This is a genomic window from Pseudomonas sp. FDAARGOS_380 (assembly GCF_002591235.1).
GTDB lineage: Bacteria > Pseudomonadota > Gammaproteobacteria > Pseudomonadales > Pseudomonadaceae > Aquipseudomonas > Aquipseudomonas salmasensis.
Map to the genome: position 1 here is coordinate 1,074,790 of NZ_CP023969.1, position 13,371 is coordinate 1,088,160.

10 protein-coding genes are annotated in these 13,371 nt (G+C 61.1%); 6 read left to right on the forward strand and 4 right to left on the reverse strand.

Annotated elements, in window-relative coordinates:
* Positions 1-691 precede the first annotated feature (691 nt).
* Positions 692-2,035, forward strand: a complete 1,344-nt coding sequence (locus tag CRN80_RS05250) for an MATE family efflux transporter (RefSeq protein ID WP_098949686.1) — start codon at positions 692-694, stop codon at positions 2,033-2,035.
* Between the two features lie 111 nt (positions 2,036-2,146).
* On the opposite strand, the gene speA is transcribed toward CRN80_RS05250, so the two are convergent.
* The 4 genes from speA to CRN80_RS05270 form a co-directional block, all read right to left on the reverse strand.
* Entirely contained in the window at positions 2,147-4,060 is a 1,914-nt protein-coding gene (gene speA / locus CRN80_RS05255; protein WP_003188203.1) for an arginine decarboxylase, read from the reverse strand.
* 143 nt (positions 4,061-4,203) lie between these two features.
* The gene (locus tag CRN80_RS05260) at positions 4,204-4,575 is read right to left on the reverse strand and encodes a translation initiation factor Sui1 (RefSeq protein ID WP_032893757.1); all 372 of its coding nucleotides are present in this window, start codon (positions 4,573-4,575) and stop codon (positions 4,204-4,206) included.
* Positions 4,576-4,881: 306 nt separating this feature from the next.
* Positions 4,882-5,418 (reverse strand): NUDIX hydrolase, encoded by a 537-nt coding sequence (locus tag CRN80_RS05265; protein WP_098949687.1) that lies wholly within the window; start codon positions 5,416-5,418, stop codon positions 4,882-4,884.
* A 2-nt stretch (positions 5,419-5,420) separates the two neighbouring features.
* The gene (locus tag CRN80_RS05270) at positions 5,421-6,488 is read right to left on the reverse strand and encodes a DUF2333 family protein (RefSeq protein WP_098949688.1); all 1,068 of its coding nucleotides are present in this window, start codon (positions 6,486-6,488) and stop codon (positions 5,421-5,423) included.
* A 298-nt stretch (positions 6,489-6,786) separates the two neighbouring features.
* On the opposite strand from CRN80_RS05270, the gene CRN80_RS05275 reads away from it, so the two are divergent.
* The 5 genes from CRN80_RS05275 to accC all read left to right on the forward strand — a co-directional run bounded on the left by CRN80_RS05275 (position 6,787) and on the right by accC (position 13,092).
* Positions 6,787-8,457, forward strand: coding sequence for a PleD family two-component system response regulator (locus CRN80_RS05275; RefSeq protein WP_098949689.1), 1,671 nt, complete (start codon positions 6,787-6,789; stop codon positions 8,455-8,457).
* A 53-nt stretch (positions 8,458-8,510) separates the two neighbouring features.
* Positions 8,511-10,472 carry a methyl-accepting chemotaxis protein gene (locus CRN80_RS05280; protein WP_098949690.1) on the forward strand — a complete coding sequence of 654 codons (1,962 nt, stop codon included), beginning with the start codon at positions 8,511-8,513 and terminating at the stop codon, positions 10,470-10,472.
* Positions 10,473-10,768: 296 nt separating this feature from the next.
* Positions 10,769-11,224: a type II 3-dehydroquinate dehydratase gene (gene aroQ, locus CRN80_RS05285; protein ID WP_014716732.1), complete on the forward strand. Its 456-nt coding sequence runs from the start codon at positions 10,769-10,771 to the stop codon at positions 11,222-11,224.
* Positions 11,225-11,248: 24 nt separating this feature from the next.
* Complete coding sequence (gene accB, locus CRN80_RS05290) at positions 11,249-11,713, forward strand: acetyl-CoA carboxylase biotin carboxyl carrier protein (RefSeq protein ID WP_003188191.1); 465 nt, start codon at positions 11,249-11,251, stop codon at positions 11,711-11,713.
* A 17-nt stretch (positions 11,714-11,730) separates the two neighbouring features.
* Entirely contained in the window at positions 11,731-13,092 is a 1,362-nt protein-coding gene (accC, locus tag CRN80_RS05295; protein ID WP_003188188.1) for an acetyl-CoA carboxylase biotin carboxylase subunit, read from the forward strand.
* Positions 13,093-13,371 lie beyond the last annotated feature (279 nt).

Consider the following 13,371-nt stretch of genomic DNA (forward strand, 5'->3'; position numbering starts at 1 on the left):
CACTCATAGTCAGAGGGAACCGAGGGGTGAACTATATATCAGCGCCGACCAAGCCGCTGCGGTGCCGGTCACATTGACCGACGGAGGGGCGGTTGGTTCTAGGTAGGCATGAAGCCGAGCCAAATCCCACAACCATTGGCGATCAAGATCAACATGTGGGAGCAACTGGCTTGTCTATCCACACAACTTTGCAGCCTGTAGCACCCGACGGTAACCACGATGCGAAGCGAGCCGCTCTTGATCTGCTCTTGATCTTGATCTTAAGCGCCCCGTCAAACCACGCTGGCCGGAATTCGACAGGGATTTGGGGGGTAAACCGGCAGGGATGCCGGTTTAGCCGCCCCGCGCCATGGATGGCGCGTGACGGCGGCCCCCCAAATCACTGGCGGATTACGGGCACACCGAGCCTAAGCGAGGTGCCGAGTGGTGGGGCAAGAGCCCTTTGGTTACTTTGGGGCTCTTTTCCAAAGTGACCCGCCGTCAGGCGGAACCCTAAGTAGCCGTTACCGCAGCAATGGATATATACCCAATCCAACTGTGTCGCCTGCCAGGCCGCCTTCGCGAGCAAGCCCGCTCCCACATTTGGATCGCGGCGCGTCAGGTAGATAGGCGCCGGCTGAGAGGCCGCCATCGCAGGCAAGCCAGCTCCCACATTGGCCGGTTACAATGCCGCTCCCCCGAAGGAGACTGCATGCCCACCTTATTGACCGACTGGCGCCACCGCCCTACCCACCGCCGCGTCTGGGCCCTGGCCGCGCCGATGATCCTGTCGAATATCTCGGTGCCGTTGGTGGCCCTGGTGGACAGCATGGTCATCGGCCACCTGCCCCACGCCCACCAACTGGGCGCCGTGGCTGTCGGCGCCAGCCTGTATACCTTCCTCGCCTGGGCCATGGGCTTCCTGCGCATGGGCTCCACCGGGTTCGCCGCCCAAGCCGCCGGGCGCAACGATGGGGCGGCGTTGCGGCAGATCCTGTTGCAAGGCTTGTTGCTCGCGCTGGGCCTGTCGATGTTACTGGGTACCGTGGGTATTCCCCTGAGCCACCTGGCCTTGGAATGGATGCAGCCCTCGCCCGAACTGAACCAACTGACCCGCGAGTTTTTCCACACCCGCCTGTTCGGCCTGCCCGCCGCCCTCGCCAGCTATGCACTGGTCGGCTGGTTCCTCGGCACCCAGAACGCCCGAGCGCCATTGGCGATTTTGCTGACCACCAACCTGGTCAACATCGCGCTCAACCTATGGTTCGTCCTCGGCCTGGACTGGGGCGTGGTCGGCTCCGCCCGCGCCTCGGTAATCGCCGAGTGGACCGGCGCCCTGCTCGGCCTGGCGCTCACGCAAAAAGCCCTGCGTGCCTACCCCGGGCATATCGCTTGGGCCGCCTTGAAACTGTGGCAAAGCTGGCGCCCATTGCTGGCGGTCAACCGCGACATCTTCATCCGCAGCCTGGCACTGCAGTCGGTGTTCTTCATGATCACGGTGCAAGGCGCACGGTTGGGCGATGCCACCGTGGCAGCCAATGCGCTGCTGCTTAACGGCCTGTTACTGACGGCTCACGCATTGGATGGCTTGGCCCACGCGGTCGAAGCCCTCTGCGGCCACGCCATCGGCGCCCGTGACCGGCAAGCGTTACGGCGGTCATTGGTGGTGGCCTGCGGTTGGTCACTGATCGCCAGCGTCGGCTTCGCCCTGCTGTTCACCTTCGGCGGCCATCTGTTTATCGCCATGCAAACCGATATTCCCAGCGTGCGCGAAACCGCCGACATCTACCTGCCTTACCTCGCGGTATTGCCGTTGATTGCAGTGTGGAGTTATCTACTTGATGGCTTGTTTATCGGCGCAACGCGCGCGCGGGAGATGCGCAATGGGATGTTGCTGACGGTGCTGCTGGTACTGCCGGTTGCCTGGGCCTTGCAGGGGCTGGGCAACCACGGGTTGTGGATCACCTTCCTGCTGTTCATGGCGGTGCGCAGCCTGACGCTGTGGGCGATAGCCTGGCGCCTGAATCGGCAAGGACTGTGGCTGGGAACAGCCTGAAGGAATACAAACCCAATGTGGGAGCTGGCTTGCCTGCGATGGCGGTGTGTCAGCCCCTTAACTGTTGCCTGACACTCCGCCATCGCGGGCAAGCCCGCTCCCACATTTTTATTACGAGGACAGGTACGAAGAACGGGTCAGGCCCAGGCGCAACGCATCCAGGAACTGGGTGCGCTCCGAGGCCGAGATCTTCGCACTGGCACACTTGTCACGGTAATGCGTCATCAACTCCTCCGGCGACAAGTGCACGTAGCGCAGCATGTCTTCGATGGTGTCGTGGGTCTCGATCCCGGCGCTGTACACCGAGCCGTCTTCACGCTGGTAGATGTTCACCGAGTCGGTGTCGCCGAACAGGTTGTGCATGTCGCCCAGGATTTCCTGGTACGCGCCGACCAGGAAGATCCCCAGCAGGTAGTCCTCGCCTTCGTTCAAGCCGTGAACCGGGAGGCTGGTCTCGATGCTCTGCTCGTCGACGTACTGCTTGATCTTGCCGTCGGAGTCGCAGGTCAGGTCTTGCAGCACGGCGCGGCGCAGCGGCTCTTCGTCGAGGCGGTGCAGCGGCAGAATAGGCAGGACCTGGCCGATGGCCCAGGTGTCCGGCAAGCTCTGGAATACCGAGAAGTTGCAGATGTACTTGTCGGCCAGCTTGTCGTTGAGTTCGTCCAGCACCTGGCGGTGCGAGCGCTGGCGGGCTTTCAACGAGTTGTGCAGGCGACGGCACACCGCGAAGTAGCACTGTTCGGCCAGGGCTTTTTCCGCCAGGGTCAGCTTGCCATCGGCGTACTGGGCCGCTACGTCGCTCATGTAGTGGGTGGCGCGCCAGTAGGTTTCGGTGACCATCTCGATGTCGGTCGGGCCCAGCAGGTCCACCAGCCATTGCACGGTTTCGGGCAGGCTTTCCTTGTTTTCGATGGTCGGGATTTCGTCGTTGTGCTTCTCGACGTCCGTCACCTGCACCACCAGCATGGCGTGGTGAGCGGTCAGGGAACGGCCGCTTTCGGAGAAGATGTTCGGGTGCGGCAGGCTCTGCGCGTCGCAGAATTCCTTGAGCATACCCACCACCACGCCGGCATAGTCGTCCATGTCGTAGTTGATCGAACTGGCGTTGCGCGAGTGGGTACCGTCGTAGTCCACGCCCAGGCCACCGCCGACGTCGATGTGGTCCACCGGCAGGCCGAGGTTGCGCAGTTCGCCGTAGTAACGAATGGCTTCCTTGAACCCGTGCTGGTAGTCGGCCAGGTTGGCGATCTGCGAGCCCATGTGAAAGTGCAGCAGGCGAATGCCCTGGTCCAGGCCGGCCGCGCGGAAGCGCTCGACCACCGACAGCAGCTGCGCCGCCGACAGACCGAATTTGGATTTCTCGCCACCGGTGTCGGCCCACTTGCTCGATGCCAGGGACGACAGGCGCACACGCAGGCCCACCTGTGGCTTGACCTTGAGGCTCGCCGCCTCTTCGATCACCAGCCCTACCTCGGACTCTTTCTCGATCACGATGAACACGTTGTGGCCGAGCTTCTGGCCCATCAGCGCCAGGCGGATGAACTCACGGTCTTTGTAACCGTTGCAGACGATGGTGCCGCCCTTCGGCGCCAGGGCCAGCACGGCCAGCAGCTCAGGCTTGGAGCCGGCTTCCAGGCCGATGGAGACGTTCTGGGTAGCAATGATGTTCTCGATCACCGCTTCCTGCTGGTTCACCTTGATCGGGTACAGCGCGGTGTACTTGCTCTGGTATTCCAGGCGCTCGATGTTGGCATCGAAGGCACCGGTCAATTGGCGCACGCGGTCTTGCAGGATATCGGGGAAGCGCACCAGCAGCGGCAACGACAGGCCGCTTTTGCGCAGCTCATCGACTTGCTCGTACAGGTCGACGGGCGTGCTGTTCGGGCCGTTCGGACGAACTTCTACGCGACCGGCTTCATTGATCGCGAAATACCCGGCCCCCCAATGGCGAATCCCGTAAACACTGCGGCTGTCCGCAACTGTCCATTGGCTGCCATCGTCTTTGCGTGTGCGTCGTACGGACATCGAAGTCCCCTATAAATGAAGGCGAAGGCGCCACCTCTCGTTCGAGGCTGGCGCAGTCTAAAGAATGAAAATGACGATTTGCCTGCAAGGGAAGTAGACCCCATTGGCAGGACAGAGTTTAGCCACAGGTTTGGAAGAGGCTTTCAGCCGCCGGACTTCTTGGCCTTGTACCCGAGCTTGATCAGCTCGGCCAACAGCAACTCGACGTGATCGCCCTGGATCTCGATGACACCGTCTTTCAACGCGCCACCGGTGCCACAGCGCTTTTTCAGCGAGGTGGCCAATTCCTTCAGGGCGTCTTCAGCCAGGGGCACGCCGGTGATGGTAGTCACCGTCTTGCCGCCACGGCCTTTGCTCTCGCGACGCACGCGGGCAATACCGTCGCCTTCGGGGATCAGGGTCTGTTTGCAGGTGCACGAATCCACGGGCTGACGACAGTCCGGGCAGTGTCGACCTGCGTCGGTGGAAAATACCAGGCCACCAAGGGCGGCGAAGGATGCGGCTTTTTTGGCCACCGGCAATCCTCTTGGGAGGATGAAGACTGATCGGCGCCGCACAAGGCAGTGACCGACCGCGAAGCCCCACTCAGGCAGGGGCAGCGCTACCGAACCGTCAAGGTAACATCCACTGTAGGAGCGAGCTTGCTCGCGAAAATCGTCAACGATAACGCGGCCATTCAGGCAGCACGCAGTGTCTTGGCGTTTTTCGCGAGCAAGCTCGCTCCTACAGGGTGAAACAATAGCGGTTCGGGTGAAAAGGCGCGCAGTGTAACGGCAAAAAGCAAAGTTGCTAAGAGCCAAATGGCGCCAATTTATACAACTTTAGCGACGCGAGGCCAGATAGCGCCGCAAGCCCTCTTGGGCGTCCGGGCAGTAGGGCTTTCGTCGGGCCTCGCGCAGTACGTTTTTGACGGGTAAAAAGCGTGCTTCCATGACCTCTTCAGGCTGTAACCGCAGGGGCCCGTCCCAGACCGCCGAGTAGGACTTGCACCAGAGTCGGCTGCCGCCATCCTCAAAGTAGAAATGGTCATGTTCGACCAATTCCACGCCCGCAACCCCCAATTCTTCTTCCAGCTCTCGTGCTGCCGATAACGCATAGGACTCGCCCGCCGCCACCATCCCGCCCGCCGCCGTATCCCAATATCCTGGATACAACGCCTTACTCAGCGTGCGCCGGTGCACACACAGCTCGCCTTTGGAATTGAACAGAAAGATAAAGGTGCAACGGCCAATCAAGCCGCGCTGGCGCAGGTCGGACCTGACCAGGTGGCCGAGCAGGTGGTCCTGCTCGTCGACCCAGCAGATAAGTTCAGCATCGGAAGCCGCTCGGTGTGCGGCCTCCTTTTGAGTAGCGTCCATCATCAACCCTGGTTGAGGAGCTGACGCAAGTCGATCACTGCAGCGTTTGCCCGGGAAATGTAGTTGGCCATCACCAGCGAATGGTTCGCCAGTACACCGAAGCCACTGCCGTTAAGAATCATAGGACTCCATACCGGTTCCTGCGAGGCCTCCAGCTCACGAATGATCTGGCGCACGCTGACGGTGGCGTTTTTCTTGGCCAGTACGTCGGCAAAGTCGACTTCGATAGCACGCAACAGATGGGACAGGGCCCACGCCTGGCCGCGCGCTTCGTAGAACACGTTGTCGATCTGCATCCATGGGGTTTCCACCACTTCTTCATCGACCTGGGGCACTTCGCCCGGCGCCAGCGCCTCGGTTTTCAGCGCGGTGTTCAACTTGACCCGGCCCACGCTAGCGGACAGGCGCTGGGACAGCGAGCCCAAACGGGTGGCCACATCGCCCAGCCAGTTGTTGAGGTTGTCGGCACGCGCATAAAACAGCGCGCCGCGCTGGTTCGGGTCAGACAGGCGCGCTTCGTAGCGGCTCAGGGAGTTGATGCCTTCCTGGTATTCCGACTCACTGGACGGCAGCACCCAGCTCTTGTTATCGAAGTTGAAGCGCGGCTCGGCCTTGGCCAGGTCCGCGTCTTCAGCCGACTGCGATTGGGAGCGGGCAAAGTCTTTACGCAGGGCACGGGTGAGGTCACGCACCTGCACCAGCACGCCATATTCCCAGCTCGGCATGTTGTCCATCCACAAGCCCGGCGGGAAACGGTCGTTGGAAATATAACCGCCCGGTTTGTTCAGCAAGGTGCCGACCACGGTCTTGAGGGTTTCGACGGTGGTGTAGCCCACCACTATCTGCTTGCCTTCCTTCTCGGCGGCAAGCTGGGCGGTTTGCTGGACCGGAAACAGCGCCGGCTCCTGGCTCCAGTACCAACCCAGGCCACCGGTGACCAGCAGGTACAGGCCGATGATGCTGAGCAAAGCCCGGCTCATCAGCAGGTTGCGAAAATAGCTGCGGTTGGCCGACTTGGGCTCAGGGGCGGAGCCTTTGGCACTGCCTTCGCGGTTTTTCCAGTCCAGCATGGCGATATCCTTTCAATCACTTGAGTTCATGCACGTCAATTGTCCGGGTGCGTTCAGACATTCCGACCACAACCCTACCCCATCGTGCCCATCGGTGCGGGGCTTTTACACGAAAGTGGCGCACCGGGCCGCTTGGACTATAAAGGATGCACACCTTTTACGCTGGGCGACCAGCCGGTCAATAACTGAATCTCAGGCATGCAGACTTAATTGACGTATGACACTCATCTATCAGAAAAGAGGTGCTAGCATAGCGCCATCAGTCGACCTCAGCATGCACCCTCACAGTAGTCAGGATATGACCGAGTCAGAAGACCCCAGCCGCGAGCGTCTCAAGCAGCACTTTGCCCAGCGGGTAATTCATCAGGCACGTCAAATTCTTGAGATCTGGCAGCGCCTGCAGCGCAGCGAGTGGTCGAACGCCGACTTTTCCGAACTCAGCGAAGCCAACCTGCGCCTGCAGCGCTTCGCCGAACGCTTCGAACAGCCCGAACACACGCAACTGGCACGGCATATCAGTCAATCCCTGCAAGCCGTGGACGAGAACCGTGGCCGCCTGAGCAGCCAACTGATCACCGAGCTCAACCGCTTGATGCAACGCCTGTCGCGCACCGGCCTGCGCCAGGGCGATCAGCTTGAGCAAACCTTCCTGCCGCCGATGCGCAAGCCGATCTACGTGATGCTCGCCGACCATGACCGCGCCGAGCGCCTGGCCAAGCAGCTCGAATTCTTTGGCATGAGCGCCCACGCCCTGGACAGCGTCGCTGCCTTTCACGCGGCCATGGCCGAGCGCTTGCCGTCGGCGATTGTGATGGACGTGGACTTCTGCGGTACGGGCCTGGGCCTGAAGCTCGCCGCAGAAGCCCAAGAGGGCCTGGAGCACAAGCTGCCGCTGTTGTTTTTCAGCCTGCACGAAACCGACACCCCGACGCGCCTGGCCGCCGTGCGCGCCGGTGGCGAAGAGTTCCTGACCGGCACCCTGGAAGCCTCAAGCCTGCTGGAAAAGATCGAAGTGCTGACCTGCGCGGCCCAGTACGAACCGTACAAAGTGCTGATCATCGACGACTCGCGGGCCCAGGCGCTGCACACCGAACGCCTGCTCAACAGTGCCGGAATTATCACCCGCACCTTGATCGAACCGATCCAGGCCATGGCCGAGTTGGCGGATTTCCAGCCCGACCTGATCATCCTCGACATGTACATGCCTGCCTGTACGGGCACCGAACTGGCCAAGGTGATTCGCCACAACGACCGCTACGTCAGCGTGCCGATCATCTACCTGTCGGCTGAAGACGACCTGGATAAACAACTGGATGTGATGAGCGAGGGCGGTGACGACTTCCTCACCAAACCGATCAAGCCGCGTCACCTGATCACTACCGTGCGCAACCGTGCGTCACGTGCGCGCAACTTGAAGGCACGGATGGTGCGCGACAGCCTCACCGGGCTGTACAACCACACGCATATCCTGCAACTGCTCGAAGATTGCAGCTTCCGCGCCCGCCGCGAGAACAAGCCTCTTAGCTTTGCCATGCTCGATATCGACCACTTCAAGCGCGTCAATGACAGCCACGGCCACCCCATGGGCGACCGGGTGATCAAGAGCCTGGCACTGTTTCTCAAGCAGCGTTTGCGCAAAACCGATTACATCGGCCGCTACGGCGGTGAAGAATTCGCCATCGTGATGCCCGACACCGACCTGGAGTCGGCCTGCAAGGTGCTGGACGACATTCGTCGGCGCTTTGCAGAAATCCACTACCCCGCCCAACCGCAGGATTTGTGGTGCACCTTCAGCGCCGGCCTGGTGGAGCTGTGCGACGATTCCGACAGCCTGATGATGGCCGCCCAGGCTGACGAAGCGCTGTACCGAGCCAAGGACGCCGGACGCAACCGCGTGCAAGCCGCTCGCACATCAAAGCAAAGTGCCATCTTTTCACCAGAATCCACCGATTCGGTCATAACGCTGTAATACAAACGCAATAAATTCAGGCGCTTATCTCTTGCCGTCGGTTGAAACCCCGCATGCGCCTGAAGCTGCTGACCAATCTCAATACCCTTCTGCTGGTGGCCGTGTGCCTGGCGCTCGGGGCGACGCTGTGGTGGTCGCAACGGGCGCTGGAGCGCCCGTACTTGTTGATGGAGCGCTACCTGGGGTTGTCCCAGGTCTTTCAAAACCAGGCTGCCCGTAACATCGAGGACTACTTGGCCAGCGGCGATGCCCTGCGCCTGAGCAGTGCCACCCAGAGCCTGGAAAGCCTGCAACTGCAGCTAGCGGAACTGCCGCCCGAATTGGCGCAAAACCTGCGCCCCAGCCTTATGGAGCTGGAAACCTTCAGCAAGACTGACTTGTTGGCCGCCGGTAAATTGGCTGGCGACCCGCAAGCCCTGTTGCTGCAAGCCGAACGTGAACTGGGCGCGAACCTGGAACAACTGAGCCAGTACGCCAGCGGCGTCAATTCCGCGGAGGCTGCGCGCTATATGCCGCCATTGCTCGCCGCCTCACAGCACCTGGGCAAACTGTCCCTGGCCCGCGACAAGCTGGTGAGCAGCGGGCGCGCCGAGTTGGCTGTGGATGTCGAGCGCGAAGTGACTAACCTGCGAACCCAGGCCGACCTGCTCGCGCAACTGCCCTTATTGGGAATAAAGGCCAGCGCAGAATCCAACACCGACGATTTTTCCGCGTTGATGGGCCTGGAAAATACCGAAAAAACCGAAGCCCAAGACACCGGCGTTGACCTCAAGCGCGAGCTCAACAGCCTGCTGACCCGCTACCCTGCTGAACTCCAACGCACCCGTGAACAGATTCAGCAACGCACTGACCTCGCCGCCAGCACCCACCTGAAAATCAACAACGTGCAACAAGCCATCGCCGGCCTCGAACCCGTGGTGCGTGCGCAACATGCGAAGATTCAGGGCGAAGTGCGTGTGATACAAGGCGTAATGATTGGCCTGATCCTGCTGATCGCATTGCTGATCGACACCCTGCAACGCCGCCTGGCGCGCGTGTTGACCAACCTGGCGCCGGCCTTGTCGACCTGGGCCGAAGGCGACTTCAGCCAGCCGATCGCCCTGGGCAAGACCAACCGTGAACTGCACGATATCGAGGCCTCCCTCAACCGCCTGCGCGCCTATCTGGTGGACTTGGTCGGCACCATCCGTGGCAATGCCGAAGAAGTGGCGGGCAGCAGCCGCGCCCTGGCCGAACTGAGCAGCGGCCTGCACGACGGCGCCGAACGCCAGGCCGGCGACACGGCGCAAATTCGTGATTCCCTGGGCGAACTGGAAGCCACCATCCAGCAAGTTGCCGGGGATGCCAGTCAGGCGGCCGCAGCCAGCCGCAGTGCGGGCCAGGCCGTGGAGCAAGGCCAGCGCGTGATCGGCCTGAGCCTCACTGGGCTGCATGCGCTGGTGGGCGAAGTGCAGCAAAACGCGCAGATGATCGAGAAACTTGCCGAAGAGTCCGCCACCATCGGCGGCGTGCTCACCGTGATCCGCTCGATTGCCGACCAGACCAACCTGCTGGCCCTCAACGCCGCCATCGAAGCCGCCCGCGCCGGTGAGGCCGGGCGGGGTTTCGCCGTAGTGGCCGACGAAGTACGCTCCCTGGCCCAGCGTACTGCCGGTGCCACCGCCGAAATCCAGGGCCTGATCGCCGGCCTGCAAACCGCCGCGCACCAGTCAGTAGAAGGCATGCGCGCCCAGGTCGAACACGCCGAAGCCACCGCCCAGCAAGCCCAGGCGGCGGATGGTGCACTGGATGAAATCGTCGGCGCGATCCAGACCATCTCCGATACCGCCGTACGCATTGCCGATGTGACCGCGCAACAAAGTGGAGCCGTGAGCGAGATACGCGACAACAGTGAGCGGATTCATCAATTGGGTGAGGATAATTTGCTGCGCATTGGCCAGGGCCGCAGCCAAGGCGAGCACCTACTGGTGCTGGGCGGGCAACTGACTACCGCCGTGCAAGCCTTTCGCGTCTGACCCGATATCCCGCCCGGTGTAGACCAAATGTGGGAGCGGGCTTGCTCGCGAATGCGGTGTGTCAGTCAAGGCATCTTTAGCTGATCCACCGCATTCGCGAGCAAGCCCGCTCCCACAATAGGTCTCCAGCGATCTCAGTGCCGTACCAGCGATGACTGGATCTAAGACCACAGTCACAAATTTTGCGCAATCCTCGCTAATCGTGCCGGCTACTGCATAGAACTGGACAGTCACAAAGGCTTTGCGGCATAGTCGCCGGGTTCTGACGCACCCACACCAATAACAAGGAACAGCCAATGGCGACCTTACTGGTTCTTCACGGACCCAACCTGAACCTGCTCGGCACCCGTGAACCGGGCGTCTACGGGGCAGTGACCCTCGACCAGATCAACCTCGACCTGGAACGACGGGCACGTGAAGCCGGCCACCATTTGCTCTACCTGCAAAGCAATGCCGAGTATGAATTGATTGATCGCATCCATGCCGCGCGTGGCGAAGGTGTGGACTTTATTCTGATCAATCCCGCCGCTTTTACGCACACAAGCGTTGCATTACGTGACGCGTTGCTGGCGGTGAGCATCCCATTCATCGAAGTGCATTTATCGAACGTGCACAAACGCGAAGCTTTCCGCCATCACTCTTACTTCTCCGACGTAGCGGTAGGAGTGATCTGCGGCCTTGGCGCCAGCGGTTACCGACTGGCCCTGGAGGCCGCCCTGGAACACATTGAAGAACAGGCTAAACGCCCCTGACCGACCCTTGGGAGTTGATGATTCATGGATATCCGTAAAGTTAAGAAACTGATCGAACTGCTGGAAGAATCCGGTATCGACGAGCTGGAAATCAAGGAAGGCGAAGAGTCCGTACGGATCAGCCGTCACAGCAAGACCCCGGCCCAACAGTTCTACGCGCCACAGATGCAAGCGCCGGCTCCAGCCGCTGCTGCACCGGCTGCCGCACCTGCCGCCGCCGCTGCACCTGCCGCCCCAGCCGCGCCTGCGCTGAATGGTTTCGTGGTCAAGTCGCCAATGGTCGGTACGTTCTACCGCACCCCGGCACCGACCTCGCCAGCCTTCGTTGAAGTGGGCAAGACCGTGAAAGTGGGCGACACCATCTGCATCGTTGAAGCGATGAAAATGATGAACCACATCACCGCGGAAAAAGCCGGCGTCATTGAATCCATCCTGGTAGAAAACGGTCAGCCGGTTGAGTACGACCAGCCGCTGTTCACCATCGTTTGAACCGCGGAGCGCCTTCGATGTTGAAACCTGCGAAGAAACTGCAAAAAGTCCTGATCGCCAACCGCGGCGAGATCGCGCTGCGTATCCTGCGCGCCTGTAAGGAAGAGGGCATCAAGACCGTCGCTGTTTACTCGACGGCCGATACCGAATTGATGCACGTGAAACTGGCGGACGAAAGCATCTGCATCGGCCCGCCACTGGCCACGAACTCGTACCTGAAAGTCTCGAACATCATCGCCGCGGCAGAAGTGACCGGCGCTGATGGCATCCACCCAGGCTACGGCTTCCTCGCGGAAAACGCCGATTTTGCCGAACAGGTGGAAAAATCCGGGTTTGCCTTCATCGGCCCCAAAGCCGAAACCATTCGCCTGATGGGCGACAAGGTATCGGCCAAGGACGCCATGATCGCGGCCGGCGTGCCAACCGTTCCAGGCTCCGACGGCCCGCTGCCTGAAGACGAAGAAACCGCTCTGCGCATTGGTCGCGAAGTCGGCTACCCGGTGATCATCAAGGCCGCCGGTGGCGGTGGTGGTCGCGGCATGCGCGTGGTGCACAAGGAAGAAGACCTGATCGAAGCCGCCAAGCAGACCCGCTCCGAAGCGGGCGCCTGGTTCGGCAACCCGATGGTCTACCTGGAGAAGTACCTGACCAACCCACGTCACGTGGAAGTCCAGGTACTGTCCGACGGCCAGGGCCACGCCATCCACCTGGGCGACCGCGATTGCTCGCTGCAACGTCGTCACCAGAAGGTTTTGGAAGAAGCTCCCGCTCCGGGCCTGGACGAGAAAGCCCGCCAGGAAGTCCTGGCACGCTGCGTCAAGGCGTGCATCGACATCAACTACCGTGGCGCCGGTACCTTTGAGTTCCTCTACGAGAACGGTCGTTTCTACTTCATCGAGATGAACACTCGCGTGCAGGTAGAACATCCGGTATCGGAGATGGTCACCGGTATCGATATCGTCAAGGAGATGCTGAGCATCGCCGCCGGTAACGTGCTGTCGTTCACCCAGGACGACGTGAAGATGCACGGCCACTCCCTGGAGTGCCGCATCAACGCCGAAGACCCGAAAACCTTTATCCCAAGCCCTGGCCTAGTCAAGCATTTCCACGCGCCCGGCGGCAACGGCGTACGTGTGGATTCGCACCTGTACAGCGGCTACAAGGTTCCGTCCAACTACGACTCGCTGATCGGCAAGCTGATCACCTGGGGCGCCACTCGCGACGAGGCCATGGCCCGTATGCGCAATGCCCTGGACGAAATCGTGGTCGACGGCATCAAGACCAACATCCCGCTGCATCGGGACCTGGTTCGTGATGAAGGCTTCTGCGAAGGTGGTGTGAACATTCACTACCTGGAACACAAGCTGGCCAACCAGTAAGTGCCCCACCCAACAAAACCGCCTTCGGGCGGTTTTGTTGTTTCTGGGCCACCGAAACCCTGTGGGAGCTGGCTTGTGTGGGAGCTGGCTTGCCTGCGATGGCATCGCCTCGGTCTGGCAGAAAAACCGAGGTGCCTGCATCGCGGGCAAGCCCGGCTCCCACACAAGCACCACATTTTGACCGGGTGCAGTCAGTGGTGTCGTCTTCTGCCCGCTGCTCGCGTAAACTTGCGCGCTTTCGCGGCCTGCCCGCCGCACATTCATTTTTTTCAAAGGTGC